Genomic DNA, 17,633 nt, shown 5'->3' with positions numbered 1-17,633 from the left:
TCGCGAGAAAGATCACATGCTAAAGACCCGTATCATTCCTTGCCTCGATGTCGCTGATGGTCGCGTTGTCAAAGGCGTTAACTTCGTTGGTCTTCGCGATGCAGGCGATCCCGTGGACGCAGCAATCGCGTATGACGCCGCGGGGGCCGACGAGCTTTGTTTTCTTGATATTCATGCAACCCACGAAAACCGCGGCACAATGTTCGATCTCGTGACGCGTACTGCCGAACACTGCTACATTCCGCTAACAGTTGGCGGTGGTGTCCGCGCTGTCGCAGATGTGCGTGCGCTGCTCTTAGCCGGGGCCGACAAGGTTAGCTTTAATTCTGCCGCAGTGGCCGACCCAGATGTCATTGCACGTGCTGCCGATCAGTTTGGCAGTCAATGTATCGTATGCGCGATCGATGCGAAAACCGTCGCTCCCGGAAAGTGGGAAATATTCACCCACGGCGGTCGTAAGGCCACGGGCATCGACGCGGTCGAGTTTGCAAAGACCGTCGCAAAAAAAGGTGCTGGAGAGATTCTTCTTACTTCCATGGATCGAGACGGTACCAAACAAGGATTTAACATTCCGTTGACGCGAGCCATCTCCGATGCAGTTTCCGTTCCTGTGATCGCTTCCGGCGGGGTGGGCACCCTGGATCACTTGGTCGATGGCGTGACCAAGGGCGGCGCTTCTGCAGTCCTAGCAGCGTCAATTTTTCACTTCGGCGAATTCACGGTCGCTCAGGCTAAACAACATATGTCCGATGCCGGTATCCCTATGAGGCTCTCATGATGCTCGAAGATTTATTTGCGACGATCCAGTCTCGAAAGCATTCGGATCCCTCTAGCAGCTGGACCGCCCAACTGCTCGCCAAAGGGCCTGAGAAGTGTGCTGAAAAGTTCGGCGAAGAGGCCATCGAAGCAATTATCGAAGCCGTTAAGGATGACAAAGCAAAGCTGACCTCAGAGGCGGCGGATGTGCTGTATCACCTGCTCGTCATGCTTGCGTCGCGAGATGTGGCGTTGTCCGACGTATTCGCCGAACTGACCCGCCGCCAACACCGAAGCGGTCTGGCTGAAAAAGAATCTCGCTGACGCGCACCAAACTTAGTGGCGCAGTGCCGCTCATTTACGGCATCACGACCTAGCGCAACATCTTTGATCGCGACGGGTTCAAGCGAGCTTCATCCAAATAGCCTCTGAAACTCGATTTTCGGGCATCTATTCTGAATCACAGCTACACCCTTTGCTTCAGCCTTTGCCGCAGCGACAGGATGCTGGACCCCAATTTGCATCCAGATAGTGCCAAGATCGGGAAATACCTCCAATGCCTCGTCAACAATTTCGGGGACCGCTTCGAACCGCCGAAATATATCGACCATATCGACTGGCCCTTCTATATCGGACAATCGCGCCAATACAGTCGCATCAAACAAGGTCAGTCCCGCATGCGCTGGATTGACCGGAACGATATCGTAGCCTTTCGTTAGCAAATACTGCGCGACATAGTAGCTCGGCCGCGACGGGTTCATTGAGGCCCCGACAACAGCAATGCGTTTCGTATTCTTAAAAATCTTCGTCAGCTGAGTGTCTGAGTAATGCATATGTCTTACTAAACTTTAAATGCGCCCAAAAAAAGCGCCCTTCACGTTAAACGTGAGGGCGCAAAGGTACGGAACGAGGGACAGTTAGGTGATCAGCAGGAGTTCCAAGCCTGCCGTCATGAAAGACAAATAAGAATGATTTGCTTCATTCAAAGAGCTTCTGACATATCCGTGAACAAACTATGAAGACATCAGCTGTTTTTTGCCATCCCCTTTAGCAACGATTAAAATAACTCAAAAAAGTTCCCGTTCTTATCCGCCACTTCATTCGCGATTTTCGAACGTCATGTTGTCTTTTTCTTAAGTTTTTGGGTTTAGTCACACGGTCATCGGCACGGGCTTAAGCCGAATGAAATTTTTACACAGCGCTTTTACATTCCTGCGGCTGGCGGGAAGATACAGGAGGTTGATACGTCGGGACCCGTTTTTTAATCGTGCAACGGAGCCCTATATTAAGCACAGGCCAGCTCGCGCCGCCCTGTGCCTAAATTAAGGGCCGCTTTGCTGCCGCGATAACCGCAGCTTGCAATCCCTACAGGAGGCTAAAAGAAATGCTAGCTATGGTCGCGCGACGCATACAGCGCGATCGCAGCTGCGTTTGACACGTTGAGAGAGCCAAACCCGCCCGTGGCGTCTATGCGTACCAAGGCATCCACCGTCTCTTTGGTCTTCTCGCGCAAACCCGGCCCCTCTGCCCCAAGAACAAGCGCGACGGGGCGGTCTCGCTTTCCTTCAAGTACGGATTCAACCGTTGCTTCGGCTTCGCCGTCTAGACCAAGAACGAGATACCCCATGGACTGAAGCTCTTTTATCGCGTCGGCCAGATTCCGAACGCGCAAATAGGGCTGTCGCTCAAGCGCCCCGCTCGCAGTTTTCGCGAGTGCGCCGGTTTCGGGCGCGGCATGGTGGCGCATCCCAACAACGGCGGATGCGCCCAATACCTCTGCTGAACGCAGAATTGCGCCAACATTATGGGGGTCCGTCACCCGATCAAGCAACAATACCCGCGGGGCCTCTGCACCGATGCAGACATCCTTCAGTGAGCCCCAGCTTAGTGGCTTTACTTCAAGCACGGCACCCTGATGGACCGAGCCTGGATCAAGCGGAGGACGGAATTTCCGGGGGTCAACGACTTCAGGCTCTATGCCAGCTTTGACGATTGCCTCTTCCAACTTGATTTGCGCGTTGGGGGTCACCATCAATTTTATTTTTTCTCGCTTAGGGTTTTCGAGCGCATCACGCACCGCATGAAGCCCGAACAACCAAACTGTTTGGTTCGCATCCGCCTTCTTTTCCTGCTCTTTTTGTACAACCCACTTAGGTTTTTTCATGACCGAACCTTCTATCTTTTTTCGCAAGGCAAAATTCACTGCAGTTTACACAGGTTTTCGCCTTGACGCTTATACTGCCCGCTTGTAATCACGCCTTCACAGCCGGTGCAATGCACTGGGTTAAAGTGGGCGACAGGCCGCAAGGTGTGGCAGGGGACTGTAACTCCCTCGCGGAGACGCACGCCTGGTTCGATTCCAGGGTCGCCCACCACTTTATCCTCAAATTATATGCTGAAGTATAGCGACATACTCTTTTGTCGCGTTGTGTTTGAGCATGGTTTTGTGACACACGTTAGCTGTTGAGTTTGCTTACGCAGAAATAGGGGTGTGCGTGTGGCCCAAGCTTCCGAATCGGATCAGATATTCAATATCGCTATTGTCGGCCAACACGGGCGGCTAGCGTATGAGGCACTTCTTTTTGCCGCTTCGCTGCGCCACAACAGCCCAGATTTCAAAGGCAAACTTTATGTAATGGAGCCTCAGCCAGGCCCGTTATGGTCCACTGATCCGCGGATCAAAAATCCTGATATTATTTCAGCTTTGCAGCATCTCGGCGCTAGCATCGTCCCCTTTGAAACGCATCACTTTGGAGACGCGTATCCCTATGGCAATAAAATCGAAATGCTCAGCGCGCTTCCCAAGGGGGAGTCGTTTGTGTTCTTTGACACAGATACATTGCTCACGGGTGATCTCGCCTCAGTTCCGTTCGATTTTGACCGCCCGATGGCCTCTATGCGCCGCACCAACACTTGGCCCGTTCCTCAGCTTTATGGGCCCCAGTACGGGGGCCTGTGGAAATCTCTCTATGATAAATTTGATCTAGATTTCGATAGCAGTCTCGATCATGGCCAGCCCGATGACTATTGGCAGCGCTATTTATACTTTAACGCAGGTTTCTTTTTTTATCGCTGTCCCCATGAATTTGGCGCAAAGTTTCTTGAGTACGCTTTGGCAATTCGGGATGATCCGCCGACAGAGCTCTGCGCGCAGTCCTTTGACCCCTGGCTCGATCAGGTTGCTTTACCGCTAGTGATTCACGCGCTTGGGGGAGGACGAGACACTTTGCCAGATGGGATGATAGATGGGTCAATCAGCTGCCACTATCGTTTTATCCCGCTGCTTTACGCGCGTGAACCAGATTATGTTGTTGATCTATTAGAAAAGATTGCGGCACCAAATAAGCTTAAAAAAGTTCTTAAAGGATCTGAGCCGATTAAGCGGATGGTCTATAATGGGCGCGGCCGCAAAGCTCGGGCTCTGTTTGATCAGGCCAACCTGCCACGCAAAGAACAAGCCATTCGAAATCGTCTAAAATCAAACGGCTACTGGCTTCGGTAGGCATAATCGAAGGTTAGACCCACGCCAGCCAGAAGCATCATAGCCGGTGTCCCTGCGACCTACGGCTTGTGCGCCTACATCGGTTCACCTAACCATATTGCAGACGATTTAAGGGAGAATACTGATGACAGATAGCAGCAATTATGGTTTCGATACCTTGCAGATACATGCAGGGGCCAAACCTGATCCGGCGACCGGTGCGCGACAGACGCCGATCTATCAAACAACAGCCTATGTGTTTCGAGATGCTGACCACGCAGCAGCATTGTTCAACTTGCAAGAGGTGGGATTTATCTATTCCCGCCTGACAAACCCGACCGTTGCGGTCTTGCAAGAACGGATCGCGACGCTTGAGGGAGGCGTTGGGGCTGTTTGTTGTTCTTCTGGGCATGCGGCACAGATCATGGCGCTATTTCCGCTCATGGGGCCGGGTAAGAACATTATCGCCTCTACCCGTCTGTACGGCGGCACGGTGACGCAGTTCAGCCAGACGATCAAACGTTTCGGCTGGTCCTGCAAGTTCGTGGATTTTGATGATATCGATGCCGTCAAGGACGCGGTTGACGACGATACACGCGCCATCTTTGGCGAGGCGATCGCGAACCCCGGCGGCTACATTATGGACGTACGGGCAATTGCAGACGTTGCAGACGATGCGGGGGTACCGCTGATCATCGATAACACAACGGCGACGCCATACCTGTGTCGTCCGATTGAACTTGGGGCAACGCTCGTGGTCCATTCTACGACCAAATACCTCACCGGCAACGGAACAGTTACTGGAGGTTGCATCGTCGACTCGGGCAAATTTGACTGGTCGGCGAATGACAAGTTTCCGTCGCTTAGCCAGCCCGAGCCGGCTTACCACGGGCTCAACTTCCACGAGACGTTTGGCGGGCTGGCCTTTACGTTTCATGGCATTGCCATCGGGTTGCGCGACCTTGGGATGACGATGAACCCCCAGGCTGCGCATTACACGCTGATGGGCACCGAGACGTTGTCGTTGCGGATGGAACGGCATGTTGAAAACGCACAGAAAATCGCGACTTGGCTCGAGAACGATGACCGGGTCGACTATGTCACCTATGCGGGGCTGCAATCATCTCCCTATTTCGAACGCGCGAAAAAAGTGTGCCCCAAAGGGGCCGGTGGTTTGTTCACCTTTGCTGTCAAAGGCGGGTACGATGCCTGCGTCAAACTGGTGAACGCGCTGGAGATTTTTAGCCACGTCGCCAACCTCGGTGATACGCGGTCGCTGATCATCCACTCCGCCTCCACCACGCACCGCCAGTTGAGCCCAGAGCAGCAAGAAGCTGCCGGTGCCGGGGCAAATGTCGTGCGGTTGTCGATCGGGACCGAGGATGCGGTGGACCTGATCGCCGACCTTGATCAAGCTTTGTCCATAGCCACCGCTTAACCATAAAAAACCCCGCCAAAGCCTAATGCTGGCGGGGTTTTCCTTAACCAGAGCAACCTATGGTACGCCCTTGGTCTATCTCAGACGGTTAGTCTGCTTCGACGATCTCAAACTGCAAGGACACCTGAGCGCTAACGTCGACCTCTCCGGTTTCGATGGGCATATCCATGCTTTTCATCTGCGCGCTGCGCATCTCCATTGGGCGAAAACCTTGGCTGGTTTCGGACATGCTAATCACTTTACCAAGCTTAACCCCGGCAGCATCGGCAAGTTGTTGCGCCCGCGCCATAGCATCTGAAACGGCATCTTTACGAGCCTGCTCTAACGCGGCTTCGTTATCCTGCAACCCGAATTGCAAACCATTAAAGTCATTCGCTCCTTCGGCCACCACGGCATCCAGTAGCTGCCCCAGCTTGCTAAGATCGCGCACTGTCACACTCACGGTATTCCCCGCTTCATACCCCGAGACTTGCACAGGCGTTGTGTCGCTGCGAGACCCATTGTCGTATACTGGACGCAGGTAGAGTCCGCTTGTCTGACGGTCGAGACCAGCGATTTTTAGTGAATCTAATTGATCTAAAATTCCGCGCACTTTTTCGGACGTTTGCGCCATTGCTTCCGCTGCAGACGCGGCGCGTTCGCTTACCCCCAGGCGGATCGTGGCCGTATCCGGAGCAATCGAAACGACACCCTGCCCGTTCACGGTGATCCCTTGCGGGGCTTGTTGCGCCAATGCACCAGAAGCAAAACCCGCGCAAAGAATTGCAGCAAATTTGAAAATTCTCATATTTAACATTCGCATATTGTTGATCCTTTTCCTGATAATATCCCCTAGGCTACTGTGTGGCCTTCCGCCAAGTTCGCTGCAAGTCCCCTGTGCGCTCGACTCTTTTCATGAGCAAACTACTGCTCTATTCCTTTGCTCTGAACGGGCACACTGTTTTGCTGGCGATCCACGTGGTATTGGCAATCTACTGCTGTCCTGAATGTTTCACCGCCTCCAAGCCTCTAGTAAAAGCGTATCCATGAAGCCTAACTTTGCACTGTCTCTCTCCTTTCAAGGAATTCGCCTGCTGCACCGTGTCCCTAGCGGCTGGCGGCAAATTGGCGAAGTCGCGGTCGACGCCGAAGATATGGCCGCCGAACTGGCGACCCTGCGCGCCACCGCCACCGCTCTTGAACCAGGCGGTTTACGCAGCAAGGTTCTGATCCCTAACGATCAAATCAAGTTCATGTCGATCAATACGGCTGGGCTGGACGATCAGGCGCGACGTGAAAAAGCCAAGCGCGCGCTGGACGGGGCCACGCCCTATGCCGTTACGGATCTGGTCTTTGACACACGCGACGATGGCCCCCTCACCCACATTGCCGCCGTCGCGCGCGAAACCTTGATCGAGGCTGAAGCGTTTGCGACGGAGCACCGGTTTCATCCCGTCAGTTTCGTTGCGCAGGCTGACGATCATGATTTCAAGGGCGAGGCGTTTTTCGGGCCGACAGACACGGCCTTCCAATGGCTAAAACCGGGCGAAGAAGTGGAGCCCGATACACAGCCTCTCGTTATTTTGGACGATGTTGCGCCGCCCGAGGAAAAACAATCGCAATCTGACCCTATCGCTGAAACCTCTGTCGCACCTCCAAAGACCGATCTGGGGCGGACTGCGCCGATAATCCAAGCCGAAGCCGAGGCAACGCCCCTCCCTCCCAAAGCCGAAAAGCCAGCGCCGAAGGCCTCGGCTGCTCCCGAACGGACGAGTCAGCAGACCAACAATACCTCTGTGGGAACGGCCGCACCGGGTGCGCACCCCGTCGCCCAATCGGTCACGCCGCCGTTGGCGAAACCGTCGGCCACCGCGAAAGCACCGGCGATCTCAGGTGGCAAAACGTCTACAGCCTCGGTCGAGAGCAAAGTCCCCCCTGCCCTCGGCGCACCAACAGCAGCGCCGTCGAAGTCGACACCTGCGGCCCCTGCTGCAACGAAAGTCACTGCAGATTTTTCCAGCCGCCGAAGCGCACCACGGGTGGCAGCCGCGGTCGGCCGCGGCCACGTGCAACCACTTGAAAACGCCGGCGGTCCCGTACCAGATAGCAGCTCTTTGACCGGCGCAAAGCCAGCCCGCGAGACCAAAGCCTCGCCCTTTGCATTTCTGAAACGCCTCAGGTCTCTCCCTGTACCTCCACCGTCCAAACGAACAAGCGCGAGCGTGCCTGCGGTCACCGGCAAAACCCGCGCCAAAGACGAAAACGAAGCCGACCGGATGACTGTCTTCGGGGCACGCAACGACCAAACTGTCGGGGGCAAGCCCCGCTTTCTGGCACTGGCACTAACAGCGGCTTTGCTGGTGTTTCTGGCAGGTGTTGCGGCTTGGGCTTCCGTGTTTCTTGACGACGGGCTAACGCTTTCGCGGATATTTGGCAGCCGTGACACCACTCAGACGGCATCGTCAGCTCCCACACCAACGGAGGAGCGCACGCAGGCCGTAAAGCGCGTTGCAGCCCCCCCTGCGCCGACAAAGCGAGCGACCGATACGACAGTCGCGGCACTTGCCCCCCCGCAGCGCGATGAAAGCGGCCCCGTTCTTGATGCGACGCCTGCGCCACAGTCCCTTCGCTCGGTTGAAATGACCGCGCAGGAAATCGAGGCGAAATACGCCACCACGGGCATCTGGGCCCTTGCGCCCAAAACACCTCAGGTCCCTGCGATTTTGAGCTTGGATAACGTGCTCGCAAGGGGTCTTGATCCGGTCAGCACCTCGAATAAAGCAATGGCTTTGCCCAAGCTTGCGTCGTTTGGCGGCGATGTTGTCGACATCATATCGGCACCGCCCGCGACCGCGGGCACAACCTTCAAGCTGGATGATCGCGGTTTGGTCATTCCAAGCGAAAAAGGTACGTTGAATGCAGATGGGGTGCTTGTGTTTGCCGGCCGGCCAGCCCGCGTTCCCCCTGCCACCTTAGCGCGGCCTGACGCACCTAAGGCCGCTGAAGTGATCGAGGCCTCTGTAGCTTCCGCTCCGCCCAAGTTCAGGCCCAAATTGCGCCCAGAAGAGCCCGCTGAAGCGACAGACAGCACCAATCCAGAAAACATCAACCTAGATAGCACAAACTCGGACAGCTCTGACACGGATAACTCTGACAGCGCGATCCGGAACGAGCTCGCCGCACTCCGCCCAACGGCACGGTCCGCTCAGTTGATCAAAGCCGTAGCTGTCGCCCAACAGGCCGAAGTTGACGCTGCAGCAAAAGCGGCGGCCGAGGCGCTCAAGGCTGCGCTTCCTCAGGAACCGGTCAACAACGCCACCCGATACGCGACCGATACCTCCAAACGCCCTGACCTGCGCCCGGGCAATTTTTCCCGCCTCGTGCGCCGTGCCGAACGCGCGCAACCGATGCCGGTAACTGTCGCCAGCGCGGCAAAAGCGGTGACGCCGCAGGTGGTCAAGCCGGCCGTTCCCTCCAAAACATCGGTTTCAAAGCAAGCGACCGTAAAAAATGCGATCAAACTTCGTTCGATCAATCTGATCGGGGTTTACGGCAAACCTTCCAGTCGGCGCGCACTGATACGGCTTAGCAACGGGCGCTATCAGAAAGTCGCAGTCGGAGATCGTTTGGACGGCGGCCGCGTTTCTGCCATCGGCGAAAGCGAGCTGCGCTATAACCGACGTGGGCGCGATGTTGTACTGAAGATGCCGCGCGGATAACGGCTTGCCGCTTGGGTCCCCCCTTTGTCCCATCCACGGACCGAGTATATCAGGTGCAGCGGCGTTCCCTAGATCGACCGAGGTCTCACACCGCCTAAAATTTGAGCGGTAAGAGGCGAGCGTCACTTCGCCCATGCTCGCTCTAGCCACAGGTACGAATTTGCGCGGCGATTCCGTAGTATGCGGCCAAATTCCAGACCCAAACGGTAATAGGTGCGGGGTTGACGCATCGTTCCTCCGATCTATGTAATATTCTCGCATGGCATTGGATGAGACAGATAAACGCCTTTTGGCTTCGTTGCAGAGTAACGCCCACCTCACCGCGCAAGAGCTCGGAGAGACGTTGAATCTATCGCCTTCCCAGGCAGGCCGACGGCGACAACGCCTTGAATCCGAAGGCTATATTCAGAACTATACCGCGCAGCTCGACCCCCAACAACTGGGGCTTATGGTCCAAGGATTTGTGCAGGTGCATCTAAGCACACATCAACCCGAACATTCAGTCAGCTTCGCGCAGCTTGTAACGACGCACGCTGAAATCGTTAGCGCCTGGACGATGACCGGGGATGCGGATTATTTGCTACGCGTCTACTGTACAGACCTGTCTAGCCTAAACCGCCTGATCCATGAGGTGCTACTGCCCCACCCGGCTGTCGCGAAAGTGCATAGCCAGATTGTTATGGATCAGCCTAAACGAGACGGGCCGCTGCCCATCTGATTGACCCGTTCGGGACCAGCCCGACAAAATGAAAGTTTGCCCCTTATGGAAGGTTTCTTGTTCCAAGCCTCGATCTATCTCGCCGCGGCGGTGATAGCGGTTCCGATCGCGTCACGCTTGGGGCTGGGGTCGGTGCTGGGATATCTCGCGGCGGGCATCCTGATCGGACCAGCCTTTGGGCTGGTGGGGTCAGAAACCAAGGACCTTCAGCATTTCGCCGAATTTGGCGTCGTGATGATGTTGTTCCTTATCGGGCTAGAGCTTGAACCCCGCGCCTTGTGGAACATGCGGCATCGATTGCTGGGGCTTGGTGGCATGCAGGTCGTGTTAAGCGCTGCGGCCTTGATGGGCATCGCCATGGCCTATGACCAGCCCCTGGGTGTGGCGATCGCGATTGGCTTGACGCTGTCGTTGTCATCGACGGCGATCGTGCTGCAAACCCTGTCGGAAAAGGGACTGATGCAGACGGCCGGCGGGCGGTCGGTATTCTCGGTCCTGTTAACGCAGGATATCGCAGTAATTCCGATCCTGGCCTTCCTCCCCCTGCTCGTTGCGCAGCTTCCCGCACAAATGCGGCCCGACGGATCGATATCGATCAACCCAGAGGATGTAGCCCATGGGGCGGAGGCTGCCTCGGGACACGGGCCGGCGGCTGCCGGTCAAGGTGCCGAAACAGCACAGGCAGCGATCTCGCTGGTGCAAGGGCTACCGGGGTGGGGGATTACACTGGTGACCCTCGGGGCGATTGCGGGGATCATCATCACCGGCGTGTTTTTCACCCGACCCGTCTTTCGCTTTATTCACGCGGCCAATCTGCGCGAAATGTACACCGCGCTGGCGCTGCTGATCGTCGTAGGTATATCGTTTTTGATGATGCTGGTGGGCCTGTCCCCAGCCCTTGGGGCCTTTCTCGCGGGGGTGGTTCTGGCCAGCAGCGAATTCCGACACGAGCTTGAAACCGACCTTGAACCCTTCAAGGGGCTGCTGCTGGGGCTGTTCTTTATCACAGTCGGCGCAGGCATTAACTTTGATTTACTGTTCGCCGACACCACCATCATCGTAGGCATGGCGCTGCTCGTTATTCTGGTGAAAGGGCTTATCCTGTACGGGTTGGGCACCCTATTCAAACTACACGGCCGCGATCGATGGCTCTTTGCACTTGGTCTGGCACAGGCGGGTGAGTTCGGGTTTGTTTTGGTCAGCTTCTCGGTGGCCACAGGGGTTATTCCGAATGATGTGGCTGAGACCCTGCTGCTAGTGGTTGCACTGTCCATGCTGATCACGCCACTTTTGTTCATCCTTTACGACCAGATCAGCAAACGAATGGACAAGAAATCCGGCCCGATCGTTGCCGACGAAATCGACGAGCAAGGAACCGTGATCATCGCCGGTGTCGGACGGTTCGGCCAGATCGTGAACCGGCTCGTGCAGGCCAGCGGATTTCGCACCGTCGTCTTGGACCATAACCCTGAAACCATCGCCGTTATGCGACGCTTTGGCTTCAAGGCGTTTCTGGGCGACCCCACCCGTGCGGATATCCTGCGCAAGGCCGGCTTGCGCGACGCCAAGGTTCTTGTCGTCGCATTGGACGACCCCAAATCGGCGCTCCAACTGATCGCGTATGCCCGTAAGGAATGCCCCGACTTGCACATTGTGACCCGTGCCCATGACCGGACGGACGTCTACCAACAGTACCAGGCCGGCGCGAATGACATCGTCCGCGAGATGTTCGACAGCTCGCTGCGTGCGGGGCGCTATGTGCTCGAAAATCTCGGCCTGTCCGACTACGAGGCTGCTGAAGCGCAGCGGATGTTCTATTCGCACGACCGTGCCTCTGTGCGCGAGCTCGCCGCGCTATGGCGCCCTGACGTCCCGCCAAGCGAGAACAAGGCCTACGTCGCGCGCGCTAAAGAGCTGCAAAAGGATCTGGAAACCGCATTCCTGAAGCGCATCGATCAAGAGGATAAGCGCAACTCGTAACACCCGCCTACCGCCTGTTCATGACATAAAAAAACCGCGCCCGATATCGCATCAGGCGCGGCTAAATTGATACTAGTGTCGTAGATCAAGCCGCGGCGACACGGCTTTCCAGAACGTCACCAACCTGCTTGGACGCGGCCAGCTCATCGCCACCGGCAACAGCAGCAACTTCGCGGGTCAGACGCTCTAGCGCTGCTTCATACAGCTGGCGCTCGGAATAGCTTTGCTCGCGTTGATCATCGGTGCGGTGCAGGTCGCGCACCACCTCGGCAATCGCGATCAGATCGCCAGAGTTGATTTTTTGCTCATATTCCTGAGCACGCCGCGACCACATGGCCCGCTTGACCTTTGCCTTACCCTTAAGCGTTTTCATCGCGTGGCTGATCACATCGGGGCTGCTAAGGGCGCGCATACCGATTTCAGTCGCTTTGTGCGTAGGCACCCGCAGCGTCATCTTGTCTTTCTCGAAGACGATCACAAACAGCTCCAGCGAGATGCCTGCAACTTCCTGCTCTTCGACCGAAACGATCTGGCCAACGCCATGTGCCGGATACACAACGAATTCATTCGGACGGAAATCTAGCTTCTTCGACTTGCTCATAAAGTGGCTCCTTGGGCGCGGGGACGGCCCGCATGGGTAAATATACAGTCACGACGACAAAAACCGACCGGCCCAAAGAGCCGTCAGCCTCATTTCATAACTTCAGATGTCCTGATTCAACCTGTGCAAAACGGTTGGTAATTGGCGCGCGGGTATCATCATTTGAGATAACGTATATCACAAATTTCGACGCCCCGAAAGCGGTGGCGAAGCGTATTCGATCAAATACACGTTAATCCAGCGTTTATTGGGGGCTGCCTACAGATTTCACCGCCCGCAGCCAGTGGCCAAAGGCCGAATCGCTTAGCCGCCTTCTCCGGGTGCCTCAGAGAAGTATTTCTCCAGCTTGCCCTCTTCACCGTCGCGTTCCTCTGCCTCGGGCAGCGGGTCTTTCTTGGTGATGATTACTGGCCAAAGTTCGGAGTATTTGCGGTTGAATTCAACCCACTTTTCCATGTCCGGCTCTGTGTCGGGGCGGATCGCATCCGCAGGGCATTCAGGCTCGCAAACGCCGCAATCGATACATTCATCGGGATGAATGACCAGCATGTTCTCGCCTTCATAAAAGCAATCCACCGGACATACTTCAACGCAGTCAGTGTATTTGCAGGAGATACAGGCATCGTTAACGATATAGGTCATAACATCATCTTTTATGGCAGCTTTAGCCCACGAGATACGTCAGCATAGCGTATCATTCAAGGTGGCGCGCCCGAGAAAGATCAAGCACACGGCGATCGCGCTTACTGGGGCGTCCTTTTCCCTCAAATGCCGGATTTTCAGGTTGTTTTTTCTCGGAGCGGGGAACCGGCGGGGACAGATCTGTGTAAAGCGTCTGCGCCTCGGGGGCTGGACCGCGCCGAATACCGATCGCGTCGATCTGGATGACCCGCACGTCGTCGCCGATGGGAAAGGTCAGCACGTCTCCGACGACGATCAGCGTCGCGCGTTTCTGCGCAATGCTGCCGTTGACCCTGACGGCCCCCGCTTGAACGCGAGAGGCCGCCAGAGAGCGCGTTTTATAGAACCGCGCATGCCACAGCCATTTATCAAGCCGCAGCTTTGTCGCCGCCTGCGACAATTACTTGTTGTCTTTCAGTCCCATCAGCGCAGCGGCGAATGGGTTGTCAGGATCAATCGGCTTTTCGGCGCGTGCGGGCTTGCTGCTGAACTTTTGCGGCTTCCCGCCCTTGTCACCGCGCGGCGCACCCTTTTTGCCACGGGGTCCGGGTTTCCCCTTGCCCTGCGGACGATCACCGCCACCGCGTCGCTGCCCCTGCGCATTCCCACGCGGAGCACGGCCCCAGGTGAAGACATAGAATGTCTCGAGCTCGGCACCGGCGATCTCCGCATCAGGCGCAGTGCCTTGTGGGGTCTCTTCGGCAGGTACATCGGGGATGTGGTCGTCGACTTCGGGCGTCTCGGCCAGCTCTTCGACCAACGGGGCGATGCCGTCGTCGGGCATGTCTGCAGTCGCGGGTACGATATCATCCGCTTGCGCCACGGCAGGGTCTTCGATGATCCCACCGGCGGGCTGTTCGGCAGCCACATCCATCACAGGCGTATCTGCATCGGCACCTTTGTCGGCGGCCATTGGCGCGCCGTCATGCGGCACGACTGTGTCGACGGCCTTGACCTTTGTCCGTTCGGATTTCTCGGCCTTGTATCCAAGCCCTTCCATCAGCGTGGCGAACTGTTCGAGCGTCATGCCGGTGATCGACAGCATATCGGCCTTGGCCTCAAACCCGCCACGCGAATCTTCCGACCGCAACATGTCAGCAAGTCGTTCCAGCATATCGATACGGATCGCGCGTTCACCGGCGTTGCGGTACCCTGCCATCGTCGCGGCCCCTTCGGGCGTACTGGTGTCAACAGGGATCGTCACCAGACCGGGAGGAGGCGATTCCGGGAATTCGTTCAACCCTTTAGTGATCGACCAAAGCACCAGACGCAGGCGCGTCGGAGCAGGCTTGAGCAGCAAAGGCATAAAGATGGTGAACTGACCGAAACGAAGGCCATGCTTGCGCAATGCGCCACGTGCATCTTGATCCAGCGCTTTAACCTCGTCGCCCACATCAGCGCGCGGCAGAATGCCAAAGTTCTCGACCATACGGAAGGCAAAGCCCCGCGCCAAACCGGTCAACGCCTCGTCCTTGGAGATGGCGATCAGCGGCTCGAACAACGCTGCGACTTTGCGGTCTATGAAGTGCTGCAAACGGCGCTGCACTTTTTGCGCGACCTCGGGGCCCGCGACGTCGTCGACGAACACCTCGACACCGGGCTTTAGCGGATCAGAGCCCGAAACTAGCTTGCCCACCGCGGAACTGCCCCACATAAGGCCGCCCTGCTCTGTGAAATCAATTTCTGTGTCGGGGGCGTTATAGAAACGATCCGCCCGCAAATGGAACTGAGGAGCCAGCGCCTGCAACGATGCAGTTTTGATCGTTTTATCTTCGGCAACGCCTGCGCCTTTGTCTTGGCGAAAGCGGAACCCGTCCAACTTGCCAACAAATTCGCCTTCAACGGTTACTTCACCGGTCTCGTTTACTTCGGCCACCATGGCTTCCTTCTGTCCTAGCCGGCGCAAAAGCACGGATGTGCGCCGATCTACAAATCTTTGGGTCAGACGCTCGTGCAGCGCGTCCGACAGTCTGTCTTCTACGACACGTGCTTCGTGTCGCCAATGACTTTCGTCACCTGTCCAACCTTTGCGCTGTGTTACGTAGGTCCACGTTCGAATAAACGCCAATCGTTTGGATAACGCATCAATGTCCCCATCGGTTCGATCAATGCGTTTAATTTGTCGCGCAAGCCAGTCGTCGGGGATGGTGTCACGCTGATGCAGGTAGTTGAAAATCTGCTCAAGTAGGTTGGCGTGCTCTGCATGGCCTATACCACGAAAATCGGGAACCCGGCAAACATCCCACAGCAATCGGACCGAAGGGCCGTCGGTGCAGCGCGCCGCGATTTCGGCATCAACGGCCATGTTCTTCAGCGCTTGCAGGTCGTCGGCCTCGCGTGCCTTGAACAGCCGTTCATTGTCAGGCGACACCTCGAGCGTCTGGATCAAGCGGTCAATCGACCCAAATTGCAGCGCCGGGTTTCGCCAGTTCAGCTTTTTCTGGGGCGTAAAGCTGTGGTCCATAATCGCACGTGCAACACCATCGTCCAATGGGGGCGCATCGCCGGTCACGCCAAAGGTCCCGCTTTTGAATCCGCGCCCCGCACGCCCTGCGATCTGCGCGAGCTCGTTAGGGGCTAATGGACGCATACGCCGCCCGTCAAACTTGCTCAGCGCAGAAAAAGCAACGTGGTCCACATCAAGGTTCAGCCCCATCCCGATGGCATCTGTGGCCACCAGATAGTCGACTTCGCCGTTTTGATACATCGCGACCTGAGCATTGCGCGTACGGGGGCTGAGCGCCCCCATCACCACCGCTGCACCGCCTTTTTGACGGCGGATCAGCTCTGCGATGGCATATACATTCTCAACCGAAAACCCGACAATCGCACTGCGTGGACGCATTCGACTTATCTTTTTCTGACCAGAATAGATTAATTCCGACATTCTCTCGCGCCGAATGAATTGCGCCTCTGGCACCAGGGCAGCAATGGACCCGCGCATGGTATCGGACCCCATAAACAACGTCTCGTGCAGACCTCGTGCACGCAAAAGCCGGTCGGTAAAAACATGCCCCCGTTCAGGATCGGCACACAGTTGGATTTCATCGATCGCCACCAAATCAGCGCCCAAGCCTTCGGGCATCGCCTCGACCGTACAGACCCAATACTGGGTGCGCGGCGGCACGATCCGTTCTTCGCCCGTGACCAGCGCCACGACGGACGGCCCCCTTAGGGCGACGATGCGGTCATAGACTTCGCGCGCGAGCAGCCGCAGGGGAAGTCCGATGACCCCTGTGCGATGCGCCAACATCCGTTCGATTGCATAGGTCGTCTTGCCTGTATTGGTCGGGCCTAAAACGGCCACGACCCTGCTGTCACCTGCCACCAGAAATTCCTTAGATCGTTAAAGCCTGCGCCCAATGCCGTCGCGCCGCAGCCCGTCCAGCGCCCTTTGCGCGTTATCATGGTGAGGGTTAATGCTTAACACTCGGCGATAGAGATCGGCAGCCGCACGTAGGTCGCCAAACTCCTGCAGGATCGCTCCCAGACCGAAAATGGCGTTATACTGCTGCGGATTCAAGGCAAGCGTGGTTTCTAGGTCATCAATGGCCGGACCATATAGGCCCGCGGCGAAATACGCCTGTGCACGGGCATGAAAGCCTTCGGCAAATTCGGGCGCGTGATCCGTCAACGCCGTCAGATGCGCGATGGCAAGCGTCGTATCCCCCTGAAACATCGCGTCCTTACCCCGAGAATACAGCAGATCCATTGCAGGCGATCCCGACTGCGCCCAGACCGTCAGCACGTCACGTTCGATTCGTGCGGCCTCGGATGCGGGGGCATTGCGCAAATCCTGCAACAATTCAGCCGCCATTGGGGGCGACACTTGTGCGAAACTTATACCCCCGAGCAACACCCAAAGACCAAGTGCCGCGACGGTATGTTTGAGGTTGACGATGCAGTTGCCCATAACAACAGTGAATGTAACAGGCTGCCGCCACAATTCCAGACGTGTCGGCACCATTTGCCAAGAAAAGGGCCTATGATGAGCGATATCGTGAACCAAGCTGTAACAGTACTGAATGAAAAACTGGCAGGCGCTGACTTTGACGGGACCGCCAAGTTCGACATTGAAGGCGAAGGCGCTGTCATGATGGATTCAACCGGCGCACGCAAAGGAGATGAGGAAGCCGACGTAACCCTCTCTGCAGACGCTGAAACTTTCGAGGCAATCCTGTCCGGCGACACCAACCCGACCGGTGCCTTCATGAGCGGCAAGCTCAAGATTGACGGCGACATGGGTATGGCAATGAAGCTGGCGGCTGTTCTGTCCTAAT

16 protein-coding genes and 1 tRNA gene are annotated in these 17,633 nt (G+C 56.5%); 9 read left to right on the top strand and 8 right to left on the bottom strand.

What is annotated here, in order from left to right; translation table 11 throughout:
* Positions 1-16 precede the first annotated feature (16 nt).
* Positions 17-778: an imidazole glycerol phosphate synthase subunit HisF gene (hisF, locus tag E5180_RS01825; RefSeq protein ID WP_138922893.1), complete on the top strand. Its 762-nt coding sequence runs from the start codon at positions 17-19 to the stop codon at positions 776-778.
* Positions 775-1,080: a phosphoribosyl-ATP diphosphatase gene (locus E5180_RS01820; protein ID WP_138922892.1), complete on the top strand. Its 306-nt coding sequence runs from the start codon at positions 775-777 to the stop codon at positions 1,078-1,080. The genes hisF and E5180_RS01820 overlap by 4 nt, the downstream gene beginning before the upstream one ends.
* 89 nt (positions 1,081-1,169) lie before the next feature.
* Here E5180_RS01820 and E5180_RS01815 read toward each other — a convergent pair whose 3' ends face one another.
* Together E5180_RS01815 and rlmB are read right to left on the bottom strand one after the other, a co-directional pair.
* The gene (locus E5180_RS01815) at positions 1,170-1,589 is read right to left on the bottom strand and encodes a CoA-binding protein (RefSeq protein ID WP_138922891.1); all 420 of its coding nucleotides are present in this window, start codon (positions 1,587-1,589) and stop codon (positions 1,170-1,172) included.
* A gap of 554 nt (positions 1,590-2,143) precedes the next feature.
* The gene (gene rlmB, locus E5180_RS01810; RefSeq protein ID WP_138922890.1) at positions 2,144-2,920 is read right to left on the bottom strand and encodes a 23S rRNA (guanosine(2251)-2'-O)-methyltransferase RlmB; all 777 of its coding nucleotides are present in this window, start codon (positions 2,918-2,920) and stop codon (positions 2,144-2,146) included.
* Positions 2,921-3,047: 127 nt separating this feature from the next.
* On the opposite strand from rlmB, the gene E5180_RS15665 reads away from it, so the two are divergent.
* From E5180_RS15665 to E5180_RS01800, 3 genes are all read left to right on the top strand, one after another.
* Positions 3,048-3,131: transfer RNA gene (locus E5180_RS15665), tRNA-Tyr, on the top strand.
* 122 nt (positions 3,132-3,253) lie between these two features.
* On the top strand, positions 3,254-4,258 hold the full coding sequence (locus E5180_RS01805) for a hypothetical protein (RefSeq protein ID WP_138922889.1): 1,005 nt from the start codon (positions 3,254-3,256) through the stop codon (positions 4,256-4,258).
* A 124-nt stretch (positions 4,259-4,382) separates the two neighbouring features.
* Positions 4,383-5,675 (top strand): O-acetylhomoserine aminocarboxypropyltransferase/cysteine synthase family protein, encoded by a 1,293-nt coding sequence (locus E5180_RS01800; RefSeq protein ID WP_138922888.1) that lies wholly within the window; start codon positions 4,383-4,385, stop codon positions 5,673-5,675.
* A gap of 88 nt (positions 5,676-5,763) precedes the next feature.
* On the opposite strand, the gene E5180_RS01795 is transcribed toward E5180_RS01800, so the two are convergent.
* Complete coding sequence (locus tag E5180_RS01795) at positions 5,764-6,477, bottom strand: SIMPL domain-containing protein (RefSeq protein WP_254700508.1); 714 nt, start codon at positions 6,475-6,477, stop codon at positions 5,764-5,766.
* Positions 6,478-6,700: 223 nt separating this feature from the next.
* Between E5180_RS01795 and E5180_RS01790 the strand changes: the two genes are divergently transcribed.
* The 3 genes from E5180_RS01790 (at position 6,701) to E5180_RS01780 (ending at position 12,071) form a co-directional block, all read left to right on the top strand.
* Positions 6,701-9,373: a hypothetical protein gene (locus E5180_RS01790; RefSeq protein WP_138922887.1), complete on the top strand. Its 2,673-nt coding sequence runs from the start codon at positions 6,701-6,703 to the stop codon at positions 9,371-9,373.
* 259 nt (positions 9,374-9,632) lie between these two features.
* A complete protein-coding gene (locus tag E5180_RS01785) occupies positions 9,633-10,091 on the top strand; it encodes an Lrp/AsnC family transcriptional regulator (RefSeq protein ID WP_138922886.1) in 459 nt (152 codons plus the stop codon).
* A 45-nt stretch (positions 10,092-10,136) separates the two neighbouring features.
* Complete coding sequence (locus E5180_RS01780; RefSeq protein ID WP_138922885.1) at positions 10,137-12,071, top strand: cation:proton antiporter domain-containing protein; 1,935 nt, start codon at positions 10,137-10,139, stop codon at positions 12,069-12,071.
* Positions 12,072-12,156: 85 nt separating this feature from the next.
* Here E5180_RS01780 and E5180_RS01775 read toward each other — a convergent pair whose 3' ends face one another.
* From E5180_RS01775 to E5180_RS01755, 5 genes are all read right to left on the bottom strand, one after another.
* A complete protein-coding gene (locus E5180_RS01775; RefSeq protein ID WP_138922884.1) occupies positions 12,157-12,672 on the bottom strand; it encodes a CarD family transcriptional regulator in 516 nt (171 codons plus the stop codon).
* Positions 12,673-12,975: 303 nt separating this feature from the next.
* Positions 12,976-13,314, bottom strand: coding sequence for a ferredoxin FdxA (fdxA, locus tag E5180_RS01770; RefSeq protein WP_093732442.1), 339 nt, complete (start codon positions 13,312-13,314; stop codon positions 12,976-12,978).
* 52 nt (positions 13,315-13,366) lie between these two features.
* Positions 13,367-13,753 (bottom strand): RNA-binding S4 domain-containing protein, encoded by a 387-nt coding sequence (locus tag E5180_RS01765; protein ID WP_138922883.1) that lies wholly within the window; start codon positions 13,751-13,753, stop codon positions 13,367-13,369.
* Complete coding sequence (locus E5180_RS01760; RefSeq protein ID WP_171048882.1) at positions 13,754-16,681, bottom strand: helicase-related protein; 2,928 nt, start codon at positions 16,679-16,681, stop codon at positions 13,754-13,756.
* An 18-nt stretch (positions 16,682-16,699) separates the two neighbouring features.
* Complete coding sequence (locus E5180_RS01755; RefSeq protein WP_138925084.1) at positions 16,700-17,266, bottom strand: tetratricopeptide repeat protein; 567 nt, start codon at positions 17,264-17,266, stop codon at positions 16,700-16,702.
* 75 nt (positions 17,267-17,341) lie between these two features.
* On the opposite strand from E5180_RS01755, the gene E5180_RS01750 reads away from it, so the two are divergent.
* Complete coding sequence (locus E5180_RS01750; protein ID WP_138925083.1) at positions 17,342-17,632, top strand: SCP2 sterol-binding domain-containing protein; 291 nt, start codon at positions 17,342-17,344, stop codon at positions 17,630-17,632.
* Position 17,633 lies beyond the last annotated feature (1 nt).

It is taken from the genome of Sulfitobacter sp. BSw21498, assembly GCF_006064855.1.
GTDB lineage: Bacteria > Pseudomonadota > Alphaproteobacteria > Rhodobacterales > Rhodobacteraceae > Sulfitobacter.
Note: the sequence above shows the minus strand (reverse complement) of the source record. Positions and strands in the feature narration are given on the sequence as shown.